Origin of the sequence: Streptomyces sp. BoleA5 (assembly GCF_000373665.1) — a bacterium.
Taxonomy (GTDB): Bacteria; Actinomycetota; Actinomycetes; order Streptomycetales; family Streptomycetaceae; genus Actinacidiphila.
In genome coordinates, this window is the sequence record NZ_KB892099.1 from 83,362 (window position 1) to 101,381 (window position 18,020).

General features: G+C 69.7%; 16 protein-coding genes and 1 CRISPR repeat array. Of the genes, 14 read left to right on the forward strand and 2 right to left on the reverse strand.

The window, feature by feature from the left end; translation table 11 throughout:
- Positions 1-531 precede the first annotated feature (531 nt).
- The 10 genes from B085_RS49280 (at position 532) to B085_RS45620 (ending at position 12,695) form a co-directional block, all read left to right on the forward strand.
- Complete coding sequence (locus B085_RS49280) at positions 532-3,360, forward strand: CRISPR-associated helicase/endonuclease Cas3 (protein ID WP_018559300.1); 2,829 nt, start codon at positions 532-534, stop codon at positions 3,358-3,360.
- A complete protein-coding gene (casA, locus tag B085_RS49285; RefSeq protein WP_234018571.1) occupies positions 3,350-5,077 on the forward strand; it encodes a type I-E CRISPR-associated protein Cse1/CasA in 1,728 nt (575 codons plus the stop codon). Before B085_RS49280 ends, casA begins: the two co-directional genes overlap by 11 nt.
- Positions 5,074-5,721, forward strand: coding sequence for a type I-E CRISPR-associated protein Cse2/CasB (gene casB / locus B085_RS0114585; RefSeq protein WP_018559302.1), 648 nt, complete (start codon positions 5,074-5,076; stop codon positions 5,719-5,721). Before casA ends, casB begins: the two co-directional genes overlap by 4 nt.
- Positions 5,718-6,914 carry a type I-E CRISPR-associated protein Cas7/Cse4/CasC gene (gene cas7e, locus B085_RS0114590; protein ID WP_018559303.1) on the forward strand — a complete coding sequence of 399 codons (1,197 nt, stop codon included), beginning with the start codon at positions 5,718-5,720 and terminating at the stop codon, positions 6,912-6,914. The genes casB and cas7e overlap by 4 nt, the downstream gene beginning before the upstream one ends.
- A complete protein-coding gene (gene cas5e, locus B085_RS0114595; protein WP_018559304.1) occupies positions 6,911-7,657 on the forward strand; it encodes a type I-E CRISPR-associated protein Cas5/CasD in 747 nt (248 codons plus the stop codon). The genes cas7e and cas5e overlap by 4 nt, the downstream gene beginning before the upstream one ends.
- Positions 7,657-8,367 (forward strand): type I-E CRISPR-associated protein Cas6/Cse3/CasE, encoded by a 711-nt coding sequence (cas6e, locus tag B085_RS0114600; RefSeq protein ID WP_018559305.1) that lies wholly within the window; start codon positions 7,657-7,659, stop codon positions 8,365-8,367. The genes cas5e and cas6e overlap by 1 nt, the downstream gene beginning before the upstream one ends.
- A gap of 4 nt (positions 8,368-8,371) precedes the next feature.
- Positions 8,372-9,322, forward strand: a complete 951-nt coding sequence (gene cas1e / locus B085_RS0114605) for a type I-E CRISPR-associated endonuclease Cas1e (RefSeq protein ID WP_018559306.1) — start codon at positions 8,372-8,374, stop codon at positions 9,320-9,322.
- A complete protein-coding gene (cas2e, locus tag B085_RS0114610) occupies positions 9,319-9,669 on the forward strand; it encodes a type I-E CRISPR-associated endoribonuclease Cas2e (protein ID WP_018559307.1) in 351 nt (116 codons plus the stop codon). Before cas1e ends, cas2e begins: the two co-directional genes overlap by 4 nt.
- A 102-nt stretch (positions 9,670-9,771) precedes the next feature.
- A CRISPR array of direct repeats spans positions 9,772-11,508; the repeat unit is 29 nt; unit sequence CTGCTCCCCGCGCCCGCGGGGATGGTCCC.
- Between the two features lie 546 nt (positions 11,509-12,054).
- Positions 12,055-12,417 (forward strand): hypothetical protein, encoded by a 363-nt coding sequence (locus tag B085_RS0114615; RefSeq protein ID WP_018559308.1) that lies wholly within the window; start codon positions 12,055-12,057, stop codon positions 12,415-12,417.
- Positions 12,414-12,695 carry a hypothetical protein gene (locus B085_RS45620; RefSeq protein WP_158689729.1) on the forward strand — a complete coding sequence of 94 codons (282 nt, stop codon included), beginning with the start codon at positions 12,414-12,416 and terminating at the stop codon, positions 12,693-12,695. The genes B085_RS0114615 and B085_RS45620 overlap by 4 nt, the downstream gene beginning before the upstream one ends.
- A gap of 75 nt (positions 12,696-12,770) precedes the next feature.
- Here the strand turns inward: B085_RS45620 and B085_RS0114625 are convergent, their stop codons facing one another.
- Complete coding sequence (locus B085_RS0114625) at positions 12,771-13,001, reverse strand: hypothetical protein (RefSeq protein ID WP_018559310.1); 231 nt, start codon at positions 12,999-13,001, stop codon at positions 12,771-12,773.
- 103 nt (positions 13,002-13,104) lie between these two features.
- Here B085_RS0114625 and B085_RS45625 point away from each other — a divergent pair, with 103 nt between their 5' ends.
- The 3 genes from B085_RS45625 (at position 13,105) to B085_RS0114645 (ending at position 16,644) form a co-directional block, all read left to right on the forward strand.
- A complete protein-coding gene (locus B085_RS45625; RefSeq protein ID WP_158689730.1) occupies positions 13,105-13,725 on the forward strand; it encodes a helix-turn-helix domain-containing protein in 621 nt (206 codons plus the stop codon).
- 117 nt (positions 13,726-13,842) lie between these two features.
- Positions 13,843-15,342, forward strand: coding sequence for a site-specific integrase (locus B085_RS0114635; protein WP_018559312.1), 1,500 nt, complete (start codon positions 13,843-13,845; stop codon positions 15,340-15,342).
- 1,128 nt (positions 15,343-16,470) lie between these two features.
- Complete coding sequence (locus B085_RS0114645; protein WP_158689731.1) at positions 16,471-16,644, forward strand: hypothetical protein; 174 nt, start codon at positions 16,471-16,473, stop codon at positions 16,642-16,644.
- A 23-nt stretch (positions 16,645-16,667) separates the two neighbouring features.
- On the opposite strand, the gene B085_RS0114650 is transcribed toward B085_RS0114645, so the two are convergent.
- Positions 16,668-16,955, reverse strand: coding sequence for a DUF1905 domain-containing protein (locus B085_RS0114650; RefSeq protein WP_018559314.1), 288 nt, complete (start codon positions 16,953-16,955; stop codon positions 16,668-16,670).
- A 237-nt stretch (positions 16,956-17,192) separates the two neighbouring features.
- On the opposite strand from B085_RS0114650, the gene B085_RS0114655 reads away from it, so the two are divergent.
- The gene (locus B085_RS0114655; RefSeq protein ID WP_018559315.1) at positions 17,193-18,008 is read left to right on the forward strand and encodes an SAM-dependent methyltransferase; all 816 of its coding nucleotides are present in this window, start codon (positions 17,193-17,195) and stop codon (positions 18,006-18,008) included.
- The last annotated feature ends 12 nt before the right edge of the window (positions 18,009-18,020 follow it).

The window sequence follows — 18,020 nt, forward strand, 5'->3', positions numbered from 1 at the left end:
GTCCCATCGGGGACCTCAACGACTGCACCGCTCCGTCCTGCTCCCCGCACCCGCGGGGATGGTCCCCACAAGCCGTACACGCGCGGGACCTGGTAGCCCTGCTCCCCGCACCCGCAGGGATGGTCCCGCGACGGCGATGCCGTTGGGGCGCAGGAGCTTCTGCTGCCCGCACCCGCGGGGATGGTCCCTCTGCGCCGGCCGTCCGCCCCACCAAGACAGCCTGCTCCCCGCACCTCCGGGGATGGTTTCGCGCCTCGGAGATGCTGGACTCCGAGGTGCTGCTGCTCCTCGCACCCGCGGGGATGATCCCCAAAGCCGCCAACAAGGGCGACGGCGACAGCACTGCTCCCCACCCTCGGGGATAGTCCGTCCTTTGTGTGGAGGCCGATAGTGCAAGTTACCTTCGAGGCGGTGTTGTTGTTTCTATCGTGTGCCATAAGGATGTGCTTCTTGTAATCATTACGTGAAGGGGTGCGGGGCTTGGGTGAGGATCTGCCAGGGCTATGCGGGCGTTTGGTTGGTCCTGTACGGATGGTGTGGGCGAAGCATGACCGGTTTTCTGACGGTTGGCTGCCGTTGTGGCAGCACATGGAGGACAGCGCGGCGGTAGCGGGCCTGCTATGGGATCGATGGCTTCCGGCGGCGGTCCGGCGTGTGGTGGCGGAGCCTTTCGCGGGGGATGAGGTGGATGCGCGGCGGCTGGTGGTGTGGCTGGCCGGGATTCATGACGTGGGGAAGGCGACGCCGGCGTTCGCGTGTCAGGTGGATGGGTTGGCGGATGCGATGCGCGCGGCTGGTCTGGAGATGCCTTACCAGAGGCAGATGGGTGCGGATCGCCGTATGGCGCCGCATGGCCTGGCCGGACAATTGCTGCTGCAGGAGTGGCTGGAGGAGCGGTGTGGCTGGCCTGGTCGGTCGACGGCGCAGTTTGCTGTGGTGATCGGTGGTCATCACGGGGTGCCGCCGGAGCCTGCGCAGGTGACTGACCTGGATGCGCATCCGGAGTTGCTGCGTACGCCGGGCGCGAGTCAGGCCCTGTGGCGTCAGGTGCAGGAGGAGCTACTCGAGGCCTGCGCAGACGAGTTCGGTGTGTATCGGCGGCTGGGGGAGTGGCAGCGTATCTCGTTGCCGCAACCGGTGCAGGTGGTGGTGTCTGCGGTGGTGATTGTTGCGGACTGGATCGCCAGCAATCCGGACTTGTTTCCGTACCTGCCTCAGGAGCAGGACCGTACGGGAGCGGAGCGGGCGACTGCGGCGTGGCACGCGCTGGGGCTGCCCGAGCCGTGGCGGCCAGGGGCACCACAGGGCAGTGCTGCGGAGCTGATTACTGCCCGGTTCGAGCTGCCGAAGGGTGCGGTGGTGAGGCCGGTGCAGGAAGCTGCGGTGCGGGTGGCTCGGGAAATGCCCGAGCCGGGCTTGCTCATCGTGGAAGCGCCCATGGGGGAGGGCAAGACGGAGGCCGCGCTGGCTGCAGCTGAGGTGCTGGCCGCGCGCGCCGGGGCTGGTGGCGTGTTCTTCGCGCTGCCGACGATGGCGACGAGCAACGCGATGTTCCCCCGACTGCTGAAGTGGCTGGACTACCTCCCGGCCCACGAAGGCGAGCAGCTGTCCGTTTTGCTGGCGCATTCCAAGGCGGCGCTGAACGACGACTTCGCCGAGGTGAAGTTCGGAGCGCGGGTGGCGTCGGTGGACGTCGACTCGGACGGACAGGTTCCCCCGCCGGGAGCGGAGCAGCGAGCCGCGCCGGCGGAGCTGGTGGCACACCAGTGGCTGAGCGGGCGGAAGAAGGGCATGCTCGCCTCCTTCGTGGTGGGCACGGTCGATCAGCTGCTGTTCGCCGGCCTGAAGAGTCGCCATTTGGCTTTGCGGCACCTGGCGCTTGCGGGCAAGGTCGTCGTGATTGATGAGGCGCACGCCTACGACACCTACATGAACACCTATCTGGACCGGGTGCTGGGCTGGCTGGGGGCATACCGGGTACCAGTGGTGGTGCTGTCCGCGACGCTTCCAGCGGAGCGGCGACGTGAGCTCGCCGAAGCCTATGCGGGTGTGCCCGGCGGGTCGGAAGCATTCACGCCCGTGGGTCAGGCTTCGGGCTACCCGCTGCTCACGGCTGTGTGTCCGGGTCATTCGCCGCTCCTGGAGGAACCGGCTGCCTCCGGACGTCGCAGCCCGGTACAGGTGGAGGAGCTGGAGGACGATCTCGCGGTCCTGGCCGGTCGGCTGGAGGCGGAGCTGACCGGCGGTGGTTGCGTCCTAGTGGTTCGCAACACGGTGAAGCGGGTGCTTGAGACGGCCAAGGTGCTGCGTCACCGCTTCGGCTCCGACGCGGTGACGGTTGCCCATGCCCGTTTCCTGGATGTGGACCGGGCCGCCAAGGACAAGGATCTGCTGACCCGGTTCGGCCCCCAGGCAACCCTAGGCAACGGGCGGCCGACGCGGCACATCGTCGTGGCCAGCCAGGTTGCCGAGCAGTCCCTAGATGTGGACTTCGACCTGCTGGTCACCGATCTGGCACCGGTCGACTTGCTGCTACAGCGAATGGGCCGCCTGCACCGCCATCCGCGCGACGACCGGCCTGGCCGGCTACAGGATCCGCGCTGCTGGGTGACCGGCGTGGACTGGACGGCCGCGCCTCCTGAGCCGGTCCGCGGGTCGCAGATGGTCTATGGGCGGCATGCGTTGCTGCGTTCGCTTGCGGTCCTGCGTCCCCACCTGGCGAAGGCGGGACCCGAGGTGCAATTGCCGCAGGACATCAGCCCGTTGGTGCAGCAGGCCTATGGCGCGCATGCGGTGGGGCCGGATGAGTGGGCCGAGACGATGACGCAGGCGCAGCTGGCCCACGAGCGGGTCCGTGCGCAGAAGGCTCGGGCTGCGGACGTGTTTCGGATCGGGGCGGCGGGCAGGGCGGGCCGGGCGATCCTGGGGTGGTTGCGGGGCGGGGCTGGTGACGCGGACGACACCCGCGCGGGCCGGGCTCAGGTTCGCGACAGCCCCGAAAGCCTGGAAGTTGTGGTCGTGGAACGGCTGGCTGACGGTTCGCTGTCGACGGTGTCCTGGGCGGGCGGTGGCCGCGGCGGGCTCGCATTGCCCACCGATGCGGTGCCTGTGCCGCGCGCTGCCCAGGCTGCGATGGCCTGCAGCCTGCGGCTGCCGCCTGACCTGGCGTCCCCGTACGTCATTGACCGAGTGATTGCAGAACTTGAGCAGTTCTGCATCCCCGCATGGCAGGCAAAGGACAGTTCCTGGCTGGCGGGAGAGCTGATCCTGCCTCTTGGGTCGGATTGTCAGACCCGGCTGGCAGGCTTTCGCCTCCAGTACAGCCCCGATGACGGACTTGAGGTGTCACGTGAGCAATGAACAGGGGGGCGGATCGGACGGTGCCTTGTCGTTCGACCTGACGACCCGTCCATGGCTGCCGGTGCAACTGAACACGGGGGAGGAGCAGCTACTGTCCTTGCGCGAGATCTTCTCGCGCGCGGATGAGGTCCGGCGGCTGGCGGGCGATCTGCCGACGCAGGACTTCGCACTGACCCGGCTCCTGCTTGCGATCCTCCACGACGCCGTGGACGGCCCGCAGGACACCGAGGCATGGGCCGAACTCTGGGAAGACGACGCCCCGTTTGCGGACGTGGCCGACTACCTGGCCGAGCAGCGCAGCCGGTTTGACCTGCTGCACCCGCGCATGCCGTTCTTCCAGACCGGCGGCCTGCACACCGCGTCGGGCGAGGTGTTCTCGCTGAACCGGATGGTCGCGGATGTGCCCAACGGCGACCCGTTCTTCACCACTCGTTTTCCCGGTGCCGAACGGCTTTCGTTCGCCGAGGCCGCCCGTTGGGTGGTCCATGCCCAGGCCTATGACACCTCGGGCATCAAGACCGGCGTCGTCGGCGACCCTCGCGTCAAGGGCGGCAAGGCCTACCCGCAGGGCGTCGCCTGGGCCGGGAACCTCGGCGGCGTCCTGGCCGAGGGAACCACCCTGCGCGAAACCCTGCTGCTGAACCTCGTCGTCGCCAACCAGCAGCCGACCGATGCCGCGGACCTCCCGGCGTGGCGGCGCCTGCCCACCGGCCCCGGAGCGGCAGACGATCTTTCCCCGCGTCCGGCGGGTCTGCGTGACCTGTACACCTGGCAGTCCCGTCGCCTGCTTCTGCACGCCGATGCCGATGGTGTGCACGGCGTGGTTCTCACCTATGGTGATCCGCTGGCGGTGCAGAACATGCACAGCGTCGAGCCGATGACGGGATGGCGCCGCAGTCAGGCCCAGGAGAAGAAGCTGAGCTTGCCGCTGGTGTACATGCCGCGGGAGCACGATCCGGCCCGTGCGGCCTGGCGTGGCATGGAAGCCCTCGTTGCCCCGCGCGACCCGGACACCGCCCGCCGCGGCGAGCCCGCCTCGGGATTGCGGTCGGGGATCGTGGACTGGATCGCGCGCCTGCAGGCTGAGCGGATCCTGCCCAGGGGACGGCACATCCGGGTGCGGACCTTCGGTGCGGTCTACGGCACCCAGCAGTCGGTGATCGACGAGGTCACCAGCGATGCGGTGTCCCTGGCCGTGCTCCTGCTCAGCGACACCGACCGGGCTCTGGGACAGGCGGCGGTGGACGCCGTGGCCGACGCCGACCGTGCCGTACTGGCCCTCGGTGACCTTGCCTTCGACCTGGCCCGCGCCGCCGGAAGCGAATCCGAGTTCGGCAAACACGCCGCCCGTGACGCGGCCTACGCGGCTCTGGACGGCCCCTACCGGCTGTGGCTGGACGCCATCGGCGAAGGCGACGACCCCCAGCAGTTGCGCACCGCGTGGCAGCGCACGGCACGCCTCATCGTCGCCCGCCTCGCCGACGACGTGATCAACGCCGCTGGCGAGACGGCCTGGCAAGGCCGCCTCGTTTCCTCTGCCAAGGGCGAGACGTGGCTGAACGCCGACCTGGCCGACCTGTGGTTCCGCTCCCGCCTCAGCAAGGCCCTGCCTATGGCCGCCGACACCGGTGAGGCCGCGGTACCAGCGCAACACGTGCCCGACCTGGCCGGCGCCCAAGAAGACGCCACTACGAGCTCGCAGAAGGTGTCCGCATGACCACCACCTCCCCGCCCCTGGCCAGGTCGCGTCCCGATCCGGGCCCGGTCGGCACGCTTGCCGGACGAGAGATCGCCCGTCTTCAGCGCGGCTACCTCGACGACCGGTCCGACGCCGTCGCAGCCCTCGCCCGGCTGCGCCGTGCCGCTGGCAAGGACACAGCCTCCGTCCCTGACCTGTGGGGCCTGATCGACCTCGACCCCCTCTACGCCGACCCCGACCTGCGCCACGATGCCGCAGCCAACGCGGTCGACACCACGCTGGCGCTGTGGTCCCTGCACCAGCAATCCCGCCCCACCGGCATGCACCGCCCCGGAGGCGACGAACTCGGCTCCGCCGTAAGACGCCTGATGCCCGTCAACGAAATCGACGAGCCGGTTCGCAAGCGCTTCGTCCGGGCCGGCACCGCACCCACCCTGGCCCTCCTCGCCACCCGGCTGCGCGACATCACCGTCCTGCTGCGCCGCGAGGACCTGGCCTTGGACTATGCCCTGCTTGCTGACCAGCTTTACCACTGGCAGCAGCCCGGCGGCCCGGACAGGGTCCGCCGTTCATGGGGCCGTTCCTTCCACGCCGCCTACCGCACCACGACGACCGACACCCCCGCTGCTGTTCCCGCCGCTGACATCAAGGACGCCTCGTGACCGCTCGCATCATTCTGGACGTGCACGCCCTGCAGAACGTCCCCCCGAGCAACATCAACCGCGACGACACCGGCGCCCCCAAAACGGCCGTCTACGGCGGGGTCACCCGCGCACGTGTCTCCAGCCAGGCGTGGAAGCGCGCCACCCGCCGCTACTTCGACGGCCTGCTGGACCCCAGCGAACTGGGCGTACGCACCAAGCGTGTCGCCGAACTCCTCGCCGAACGCATCACCGCCCTGCACCCAGACCTGGAGGGAGCGCAGGCCTTGGCGGTGGCGGCCGAGGTCCTGCAGACCGCGACCGGCTCCAAGATCGAGCCCCCCAAGCGGAAGGCCGAGGCGGCCAAGAAGAACGGCGATCCTGAGCCGGCACCCGAATCGTCCTACCTGATGTTCCTCAGCGCCCGCCAGCTCGACCACCTCGCCGCCCTCGCCGTCGAAGGCGCCAGCGACATCAAGGCGTTCCTGAAGGACAAGGACGTCAAGGCCCGCGCGAAGAAGATCGCCGACGGCCGGCACTCGGTGGACATCGCACTGTTCGGACGTATGGTCGCCGACTCCACCGACATCAACGTTGACGCCGCCGCCCAGGTCGCCCACGCCCTCAGCGTCCACCGCGCGGAGATCGAGTCGGACTACTTCACCGCCGTCGACGACCGCAACACCGACGCCGAACCCGGCGCGGGCATGATCGGCACCGTCGACTTCAACTCCGCCACCCTCTACCGTTACGCCGCACTCGACGTCGACCTGCTGGAGAAGAACCTCGGCAAGGGCCTGGACGCCGACCAGGCTCCGGCCACGCCCGTCCGTCGTGCCGTCGAAGCCTTCGTCGAGGCGTTTGTGTCCTCCCTGCCTACCGGGAAGATCAACACCTTCGGCAATCACACGCTCCCCGACGCCGTCGTCGTCAAGCTCCGCGCCACGCGCCCGGTCAGCTTCGTCTCGGCTTTCGAAAAGCCGGTGACCGCCGACGTCTCCAGCGGGCACATGGAACTCGCCTGTGCCCGACTGGCCGACTACGCCCCAGAGATCGAACGCGCCTACGGCGACGACACCTGCCAGACGTGGGTCCTGCGCGTCGGCCCCGCCACCGCTAAACTCGCCGGCCTGGGCACCGAGACCCCGAGCCTGGGCCGCCTGGTCGACTCCGTCGGCGCTGCCATCGCCCAGCGCCTGGAGCAGCGCGGATGAGCGTTCTGACCCTCCAGCTGGCCGGCCCCCTGCAGTCGTGGGGGGCCGCTGCCCGCTTCGCCCGCCGCACCACAGAGAATGCCCCCACCAAAAGCGGTGTCATCGGCCTGCTCGCCGCTGCGGTCGGCCTGGACCGCGACGACGACACCGGCCTTGCCGAGCTCGCCCGGCTCCGCTTCGGCGTTCGGGTTGACCAACCCGGCACCCGCCTGCGCGACTTCCAGACCGCCCACCATTTCGACACCGGCGAATCCATGCCGCTCTCTGAGCGCTACTACCTCGCCGACGCCGTCTTCGTCGCCGCCGTCGAAGGCCCAGGCCCCCTGATCGACCAGCTCCACACCGCCGTGCGCACACCCCACTACCTGCCCTACCTCGGCCGACGCTCCTGCCCACCCTCCCGGCCCATCGACCTCGGCGTGCACCACAACGCACCCGACCTGCTTACCGCCCTCGCCACAGAGCCCTGGCACGCCGCCGACTGGCACCAACGACGCAACCGACACCACAGCCGGATCGAGCTGACAGCACACCTGGAAGCCCCCACCACCGACGCCCACCAGCTTCCCGGCTCAGACACCCTGTGCGACCAGCCCCTCAGCTACGACCCCCGCCACCGCCGCTACGCCCTGCGCCCCGTCCACACCACCACCATCGCGGTCACCAACCCCCACGCCCGACCCGCCGTGACGGTTGCCCCCGTGCCTGCGCACGACCCCACCGGACACCTGGAAGGCGCCTGATGTATCTCACCCGCTTCCGCGTCAACACCGCACGCCAAGGCGCCCGCAAACTCCTGTCCACCCCCCAGGCCATGCACGCCGCCGTCATGTCCTCCTTCCCCGACCTGATGCCCACCGACGAACAAACACCCCGGGTCCTGTGGCGCCTGGACCACAACGCCACCGCCGAAGTCCTCCTCTACGTCGTCAGCCCCCACCGGCCCGACCTCACCCACCTCGTCGAGCAAGCCGGCTGGCCCGCCGCAGCAGCCTCCGGCAGCCCCGGCTGGCAGACCTACGCCTACGCCCCCTTCCTGCAACGCCTGGACAAGGCCACCGTCTGGAACTTCCGCCTGACCGCCAACCCCGTCCACTACGTCCGCACCAACGACGACCAGCCCACCACCAAACGCACCGCCCACCTCACCCCCAAACACCAACTGCAATGGCTCCTGCAGCGCCAGGACACCGGCGGTTTCCGCATCCTCGCCAAACCCCACGACAGGCAACTCACCGAGCACGGCGACGAACACCAGGCCATCGTCCGCGACCAGCGCAGCCTCGACTTCGGCAAGAAGGGCTCGCGTGGCCGCGTCACCCTCACCGCCGTCACTTACGACGGCCGCCTGGAAGTCACCGATCCGGACGCACTGCGCCGAACCCTGACCGCTGGCCTGGGCAAGGCCAAAGCCTACGGCTGCGGACTGATGACCCTCGCCCCCCTGGGATGACCGCATGAGCACCATCGGCAGCAGGCGGACCAGCAGCCCACGCGAACTCACCCGCGTCTCCGACCGCAGTTCCTTCATCTATCTGGAACGCTGCACCATCCACCGCGACGCCAACGCCATTACCGTCGAAGACGCAGACGGCACCACCCACATCCCCTCGGCCACCATCGGCACCCTGCTGCTCGGTCCCGGAACCCGCATCACACACCAGGCCATGAGCGTGCTGGGCGAGACCGGAGCAGGCGTCGCCTGGGTCGGTGAACACGGAGTGCGCTACTACGCAGGTGGCCGGGCTCTGTCCCGCTCCGCCGCACTCGCTGAAGCCCAAGCCACCCAGTGGGCCAACCGGCGCAGCCGGCTGGAAGTGGCCCGGGCCATGTACCGCTGCCGCTTCCCAGACGAAGATCCATCGGGCCTCACCCGGCAAGAACTCCTGGGCCGTGAAGGCCGCCGCATGAAGGACTGCTACCGCGTCCAGGCGCAACGCACAGGTGTCCCATGGCATGGCCGCCGCTACACCCCCGGCGACTTCAGCTCAGGGGACGCTGTCAATCAGGCAATCACCGCAGCCGCACAGGCCATGTACGGCGTCGCCCACGCGGTCGTATCCGCCCTGGGCTGCTCGCCCGCTCTAGGATTCGTCCACTCTGGCCACGAGCTGTCGTTCGTCCTGGACATCGCCGACCTCTACAAGACCGAAGTCGGCATCCCCGTCGCGTTCGACGTCGCAGCGGAATCACCGGAGGACGTCGGGCCACGGACCCGCCGCGCACTCAGAGATCAGATTCACCACCTGCGACTACTCGACCGCGTTGTCGCCGACATCCACAACCTGCTCGCCCCAGACGAGCACGCCTCCAAAGCCAGCGACGATCCTGACGTGGTAAGACTCCATACAGACCGCGATCAACACGTTGCCGCGGGCGTCAACTATGCACTCGAGGCAAGCTGGTGACGATCATCGTGCTCACCAACTGCCCAGTCGGCCTGCGCGGCTTTCTCACCAGATGGCTACTGGAGATCTCGCCCGGCGTCTTCATCGGCAACCCATCCGCCCGGATCCGCGAGGCACTGTGGGACGAGGTACGCCAGTACACGGGCCAGGGCCGAGCCCTTCTCGCGTACACCACCAACACCGAGCAGGGTTTCACCTTCGACACCCACGATCACGCTTGGCACCCGATAGATCATGAAGGCCTTACCCTCATCCGACGCCCCAAGGCGCCAGATTCCTCCAACACCAAGGCACCGCAGCCAGGGTGGAGCAAGGCCGCCAAGCGGCACCGCTTCGGTCGCCTCTAAGTACAAAAACAGCCCGCATAGAGGCTTTTGAGCGTTATGCCGGTATCTGAAGAAGTGCTAAAAACCACTGTCTGCCGCCGATAAAGGCACAGGTCCCGCAGTCTGCTCCCCGCGCCCGCGGGGATGGTCCCATGGCGGTGCTCATGGAGGTGAGCGGCGACGCCTGCTCCCCGCGCCCGCGGGGATGGTCCCGAGACGTGTTCACCTGCCTCATAGGTCCACACCTGCTCCCCGCGCCCGCGGGGATGGTCCCTGGCCCTGCCCGTCCGCGGCCAGCTTCGACTGCTGCTCCCCGCGCCCGCGGGGATGGTCCCATGCGCAAGTGAGGAAAGCCCGACCCGGGGATCTGCTCCCCGCGCCCGCGGGGATGGTCCCACCCGGGCACCGAGCCGGGCCCCGACCGGTCCCTGCTCCCCGCGCCCGCGGGGATGGTCCCGCAACCTGCGTTTCGTGCGCGACCCCCCCGAGCTGCTCCCCGCGCCCGCGGGGATGGTCCCACCGAGCCGCTGTTCGTGGTGGAGTCAATCATCTGCTCCCCGCGCCCGCGGGGATGGTCCCGCCCACGTGGCCGCCTCCGACCCTCATGGAGACTGCTCCCCGCGCCCGCGGGGATGGTCCCGCTCGGTAGACAGCATCAAGGCGGGCCGTGTTCTGCTCCCCGCGCCCGCGGGGATGGTCCCGGTCACGAGTACAAGACGATGTACGCCCTCCCCTGCTCCCCGCGCCCGCGGGGATGGTCCCACCCGCATCGCCGGGGAGGACGCGTGACCGGGCTGCTCCCCGCGCCCGCGGGGATGGTCCCCCCCGTCGACTGCTGGCGGGGGGTTTCTCGTCTGCTCCCCGCGCCCGCGGGGATGGTCCCACGGTCCGTGTACTCCTGGCCATCGACCATGTCTGCTCCCCGCGCCCGCGGGGATGGTCCCCAGCACTCCGGCCTCACCGACAGTGAATGGGTCTGCTCCCCGCGCCCGCGGGGATGGTCCCACTGCCAGCGGCCGGAGATTCCCTGCTGACCACTGCTCCCCGCGCCCGCGGGGATGGTCCCGCCTCGCGGTCCGTGGGGTCGACGTCGATGCTCTGCTCCCCGCGCCCGCGGGGATGGTCCCGCGGCACCGCCCTCCCCGACGAGATCACCCGCCTGCTCCCCGCGCCCGCGGGGATGGTCCCAACGGCTCCCAGGTGACCGACGGCACGAACCCCTGCTCCCCGCGCCCGCGGGGATGGTCCCGAAATGACGCGGGGCAGGACGACGACGCCGAACTGCTCCCCGCGCCCGCGGGGATGGTCCCGGGGCCGACGAACGCGACGAACGAAGCGGTGTCTGCTCCCCGCGCCCGCCGGGATGGTCCCTCCTCGAACTGATCTGCGCCGCCGACCTCGACCTGCTCCCCGCGCCCGCGGGGATGGTCCCAAGGCATGCAGGCCCCGACCGGCAGTGACAGGCTGCTCCCCGCGCCCGCGGGGATGGTCCCCCATAGGCCGGGCCCACGAGAACGGAACACAGCTGCTCCCCGCGCCCGCGGGGATGGTCCCTACAAGCCGATCTACGCCGACCGGAACGGCATCTGCTCCCCGCGCCCGCGGGGATGGTCCCGACGACCTGGTCGACGCCTGGGGCGAAGGCCTCTGCTCCCCGCGCCCGCGGGGATGGTCCCTACCACGGCTTCGACGCTCCGGCCCTCCACGCCTGCTCCCCGCGCCCGCGGGGATGGTCCCCCGGGGTGGCCTCGGCCATCTCGGCCACAAAGCTGCTCCCCGCGCCCGCGGGGATGGTCCCATGGCTTTCGCGGGCGGGCGCGGGGTCTGCCGCTGCTCCCCGCGCCCGCGGGGATGGTCGATGTGGTCGAGCCTCAGCTCCCCGCGCCCGCGGGGATGGTCCCGACAACGAAGCAACGGCACTGCGACAGTTCAGCTGCTCCCCGCGCCCGCGGGGATGGTCCCCAGGAGGGCGCGGACCTCCTCGTCCGCCACCTCCTGCTCCCCGCGCCCGCGGGGATGGTCCCCGCGTCAAGGTCTCCACCGGCCTCGGCGGCAGCTGCTCCCCGCGCCCGCGGAGATGGTCCCGTCGGCCTCACCAGCGACCAGGCCGGCTGACTCTGCTCCCCGCGCCTGCGGGGATGGTCCTCGGCTGGCCTCGCCGGCCGGGCGGCCGTTGCCTGATCCCCGCCAGCGGGAACCTCGACACCGTAGGCCAGTTCGACCCCGCCGCCTTGTGACCTGGCAGAGCAGCGCAAGCTGAAAATGCTGCAGCACCGGCAGGAGGTCATCGACGGCTGCTTTGCGGGTACCGGGCTGGCCCTGGGCGTGTGAGCGCCTCGACCGACCCAGGGGCGACAGGTCGAATGCGGTCGACGCCCAAAGCCACTGGCCAGCTACGGTGACGCGATGACCGAGAGCCTGCCCGACGACGTAGCCGACGTGCTTGAGCTGGTCCTCAACACGGACAAGCCGGTTCACGTCGCGCTCCGACGGCAGCTCCCGCACCTTCGCGTGAGATCCCACTGCACATGCGGGTGCGGCACCGCGTACTTCGAGCTCAACACTAGCGTGGCAGAGCCCGCCTCGACCGGTCCCGGCACCGTCGTGGCCGCCGATGCACAGCTTTACACCGAAGCTGGCGATTGCCCAGGCGAGGTCTTGGTCTTCACGCAAGACGGCTACCTGACGTGGCTGGAGGTCTGCTCCTGGGACGATGAGATCGAGGTGAATTTGACTGCGGCGCGTCTGTGGCTCCAGCCACCCTCGTGAGCCCGGACGGCCAGGGCGCGGCGGTCTCGGACCAGGACGTCACCACGATCCACCCGACATCACGAGTTGAAGTTCAGTGGCTATCGAGGCCCCGCCGGATTGCTCCCATCGCCACCCGCGGTATCCCGGTCCGGCCGGCGACCGTGTGGCTGGCCGCCCAGCACGTGCTCAGCCACGTCCTCGGCCAGCCGGACTACCGGCGGCCCTCGGCGGCAGACCTGGCGATCCTGTTGGGCACCGCCCTGGTCGAGACGCCGACCGTGGCCGCCACGGCGTGATGCGTGGGGCATGAGAAACGGGCCCGGCAGCGGTCAGGCTGCCGGGCCCGCGACGCCCCTGGGGGAGTGGGCCGCTTACCCCGGGGACGCGACTGGGACCCGGTGCTCCAGGCCGAGGGCGCGGATGATGTCCGCCGTCGCGACACGCAGGACGCGCCCGGCCCGGATCACCTTGCACGGGAACTGGTCCTTGCGGGCGAGGTCGTAGGCCGTGGTTCGCCCGATGCCGAATGCCGCGGCGGCGGTTTCGAGGTCCGTCGTCGCCGGCAGGCGGAGCACTTCGTCCGCCGTCAAGGTTTGGGTCATTTCCGCACAACTCCTGGGGGCAAAATGCGTGACTATGGGTATTCCCGGCGCACAGTATGGCATGGGTTGGCGCAGAGCAATCGTGCGCGTACTTTGGGTCACCATGGAGCAGAGCCCGGACTGGACAGCACGAGTCAGCAGAACGATCGCCCACGAGGTCCGCCGGCATCGCACTGGCCGCGGCATGAGCGCCCAGCAGCTTGCCGACGCGTGCGAGGCGTTGGGCGCGCCGATGCCCCGGACGGTGATCTCCAACCTGGAGAATGGCCGCCGCGGCAGTATCACGGTGGCGGAGGTCATGGTCCTGGCCGCCGCCCTGGACGTGCCGCCGGCGACGCTGGTGTTCCCCGTTGGCCACGTCGACGAGGTCGAGTACCTGCCCGGCCAGTCCGTCCCGCCCCTGGCCGCGGTCGAGTGGTGGCACGGCCTCCTTGCGCCTGCCTCCTCGCCCCTGGCGCTGCTGCGTCGCCACCGCGACCTCGAGGTCCGCATCCGCAACCTGTACCGGGGGATCTGGGAGCAGGCCATCGCCGAGTACCAGTGGCACGGTGAGCCGGACGGCCCGGAGGCTGAGGCGGCCCGTGATGTTGCCCGCGACCTGACTACCCAACTTCATGAGCTACGCGACGAGATTGCCCGCCGAGGCCTGCGGCTGCCGGCACTGGCGGGCCTGGACAAAGTGACACCGCTGCCGCCCGGCGGCGACCGTGCGCTGGCCCGGTAGGCATACATCCCATACGAGGAGGACCGAATGGCCGCCGCACGCCGTGCTGGCAGCATTACAAGGCGTTGCGAGTGCCGGGGAAGGGACGGCAAACGGCTGGGCAAGGAGTGCCCGATCATGTCGAAGCGAAACCACGGTACCTACCAGCTCCAACAGGAAATCCCGGCGGCTGCGGACGGGTCTCGGCGGATCTTCCGCCGCACCGGCTACGCGACGGTCAAGGACGCGCAGAGCGACCTTGACAAGCTCCGTGCGGTCCTGGACCTCGTCGACGTCGCCGACGACAAGCAGCGGGAGACGCGGATCGGTGATCTCCTGGCGGCGGTTGGACGCGACCGGGCCAGCATTCCGGATGCCTCGGAGGTTAAGCGCCGCCTTGCAGGCGGAGTGGCCCTCGACAGCACCGTGACCCTCGGCGAGTGGCTGGAGCAGTGGGCCGAGGCGAAGAAGACGAAGCGCTTGACGACCAAGGCTTATCAGTCTCACATCCGCGTGCACCTGAAGCCCGGGGTGGGGCAGTACAGGCTCGACCGCTTCAACATTGCCCACTGTCAGGCGTTCTTCGACGCCTACCAGGAACGCAACGAGGTGATTGCGGCGCAAAACGCTGCGCGGCGAGAACAAGAGGCCCGGTGCCGCTGGGGAAAGAACGGTCGGCCGTCGCGGGCGGAGTCCGAGCAACTGGCGGCCGAGCGCGAGAAACTGGCCGCGATGCCGCCCTATGGCATCATCACAGGTCCCGCGACGCTGCAGCGCATCCGGGCGACGTTGCGGGCCGCACTCAACGCCGCAATCAGGAAGCAGCTCATCACGTTCAACCCGGCCAAGTGGGTTGAACTGTCCCCGGGCAAGCGACCCAAGGCGAAGCTGTGGACGGACCGACACGTTGAGCACTGGGAGCGCACCGGAGAGAAGCCGAGTGCGGTCATGGTCTGGACCCCGGAGCAGCTCGGGACGTTTCTCGATGAGGCCATGGGCAGCCACCTGTATGCGTTCTTCCACCTGATCGCCTTCCGAGGCCTGCGCCGCGGTGAAGGCGTCGGGGCGGACTGGCGCAACGTGGACCTCGACGGCAATGCGCTCACCGTAGGGAAGGAGTTGGTCGTTGACTCCTGGGAGGTGTTCGAGGACGACCCGAAGACCGAGGAGTCCGCGGGCACGATCGCCCTCGACTCGCTGAACGTGGGCGTCCTGCGGGAACACCGGGCGCGGCAGCTCGCCGAGCGGGATAGCTGGAACCGGAAAGCGGCCGAGAAGCGGCAGGCGGGGGAGGACGTCGTGGACTGGCAGGACACGGGGAAGGTCTTCACCCAGCCCGACGGCACGTGGCTCCACCCCGCGAAGGTGAGCCGCGAGTTCCGGCGGATCTACCGGCGAGCAGGCCTACCCCCGATCAACCTCCGCGACCTCCGGCACTTGGCGGCGACCCTCATCCACGCTGGCGGCGGCGATATCCACGCGGTCAAAACGACGCTACGGCACTCAACGATCCAGCTGACATCGGACACGTACACCGAGCTGCTGGAGGAAACGGACCGGGATATCGCGGAGCGAGCCGCGGCCCTGGTCCCGCGCGCCCGGCGCAGCCGCGAGGATGCGGTTTCGGCTGATGGATAGGGCCGGAGCCAGCAGCCGTCGGGGTACCTGTTGCTGCAGGTCGTCGAGTCCTTCTGCTCGCTCAGTGCTCGCTCGGACGATGCGGAACGAGCCGATACGGGGCGGCATGAGCCGTCACCAACAGGCGAAGGCCTCGGCGCCGAAGGGGGCCTGACCTGGATGTTCCGGTACGTGTCGCACGAAGCGGCATGAGCCGACATGGAGCGGCGTGGCATAGCAGCGGACTCCAAACCCGCATGCCGCAGGTTCAAATCCTGTCGCCCCTGCAGACGATGGCACGGCCCCCGCCGCACACGAGCCCCGTTCGCACCGCGAGCGGGGCTCGTCGCGTGGAGGAGCGCGGATCAGGTGCGGGTGGCCGTCACGCACCCCGCCGGGATGTCCTCGATGGGCTTGGGCTTCGCGTAGGGGTCCAGTGACGCCCCCTTCGGCGCCTTGGCGGCCGCGGCGTGGTACAGGGGGTGGACATAGCCGTCCTCCGGCGCCCGGCAGTCGGCGTTGACGACGCGCCGCTCGCTCCCGCCCCTTAGGGGCGGTGACGAGGGGCGAAGTTACCCGCAGTCCCGCCGGACGCCAACGGGCTTTCCCGCGCACGCGCCCGGATGCTGCCCGTCTGGCCGCATTCCTCACGTCCGTGACCACCGAATCGTTACGGCGGCCGGGCCTCACCGAGCCTCACCGAGCCTCACCGGGCCGTACTGCCGGGCGGGTGGAGGGCGCGGCGGTGGCAGCCGATGACCTGCTGGAACACCGGGCGGGGCCGAATCGCGTACCAGGTTCCGGGTCCGTCCGAGGGCGGTGCCCACGGCCGTGCGGGACGGGCGTTCCGCCCGCGCGGGCCGCCCGCGGCGGTCTGGTTGAGTGTGCGCCGTGAACGCGCAGGTGTGGACGTCGCTGCCCGGTGTCGCGCTCGGTGGCGGCTTCTCCTTCCCGGCCCAGACCACCGCGGCCGCCAGGCCGGCGCAGCGAGGGCATGCGCCGGGAGGCGGACGTGGCCGAGGCCCGAAGGGCGGAACGGCTGGAGCCCCTGCGGGAGTTCGTCGCCCTGGCGCAGCAGAGGGGTACGCCTCGCCGAGCCGCGGGAGGCGGCCCTGGGGCTGATCGACCGGATGCGGGGTGTGCGAGCGGATGATCGCCGTCGTCTTCCCGGCCGATTTCCATTGCCGCGCCTGCGCGTACACGACGGCGGTCGACCAGGTGCTGCGGCGCGAGTCCGCCCACGCCGAGGTGTCGCCGCACGATCATGTGCGCGGGCCGCACCCGGCGTTCCTCGAGGCGGCCCGCGCGCAGCCGGGCCGATGAACCGCGCCCCGGACCGCGCGGGCTCAGAGCCGGACGGTCAGTTCCACGGACACGTCGTCCCCGGCCGTGATGCCCTGGGGTCTGCGCACCGCGACCTTCAGCGGCAGCAGGTAGCCGCCGTCCTTGGGGAAGAGCGATGTCGTGAAGGTCGTGTCGCCGATGCGCGCCTCGACGGGGATGACGCCCCAGCCGTAGGTGACCGCCGCGGCCACCTCGCGGATGTGGGCGGCCTCCTCGTCCGGCACGGTCGCGAAGTAGTACGGCGAGGGTCCGCGCCACTCGATCACGCGGCCGGCGAAGACGAGCTCCATGGGGTCCGTCCCGTTCCTGGAGGGTGGCAAGAGGGTCTCAGCGTACCGACGGCCCCCGGAGGCGAGGGGGATAGGTCCGTTTCCGTGGTGACTGATGGGGTTTCAGAAGTCGGACGGGTTGGCGATCAACTCACTTCCCATGGGTGAAACCGCAGAGCAGCAACGTGACTTGAGCCTAGAATGGGGGTTCCGCGATCATCCCGCGTCCAGGGCGTGGGCAGGACTGTGAGGGACCGGATGAGCCAGGAGCGAGAGCCGCTGCCGACCGCGATCGACACCGGGATTCCCAGCGTCGCCCGGATGTACGACTTCCTGCTCGGGGGCAAGGACAACTACGCCGTCGACCGCGAGGCCTCCGAGGAACTCCTCAAGGTCGTGCCGAGCACCAAGGAACTCGCCGTCAACAACCGCAGGTTCCTGCAGCGCGTCGTGGGCGTGCTCGCCCGCGAGTACGGCATACGCCAGTTCCTGGACCACGGGTCAGGCCTGCCCACCCAGGACAACGTCCACCAGGTCGCCCAGCGCGTCGACCCGGCCTCGCGCGTCGTCTACGTCGACAACGACCCGATCGTGCTGGCGCACGGCCGCGCGCTGCTGGAGGAGAACGAGAACACGGCCGTCATCCAGGCCGACTTCCGTGACACCGACGGCATCTTCGGCCACCCCGAGGTGGAGCGGCTGATCGACTTCAGCCGGCCGGTCGCCGCGCTGTTCGTCTCGGTGATGCACTGCATCCCCGACGAGGACGACCCGGCGGCTCTGGTCAGGCGCGTCGCGGAGCGACTGGCACCGGGCAGCTTCCTGGTGGTCTGCCAGCTGGTCAGCGAGGACAAGTCGGTGCGCGACTTCGTCACCGAGTTCATGGACGCGAGCACCCAGGGCAACTGGGGCCGGGTCCGCCAGGAGAGCGACGTCCACGACTTCCTCGACGGCCTGCAGATCCTGGAGCCGGGGCTGGTCGAGGTGTCCACCTGGCGCCCCGACACCGACCTGGCGCCACGTCAGGCCACACAGGAGTGGATCGAGTTCGGCGGGGTCGGCCGCAAGGCGTGATCACTTTCGGGG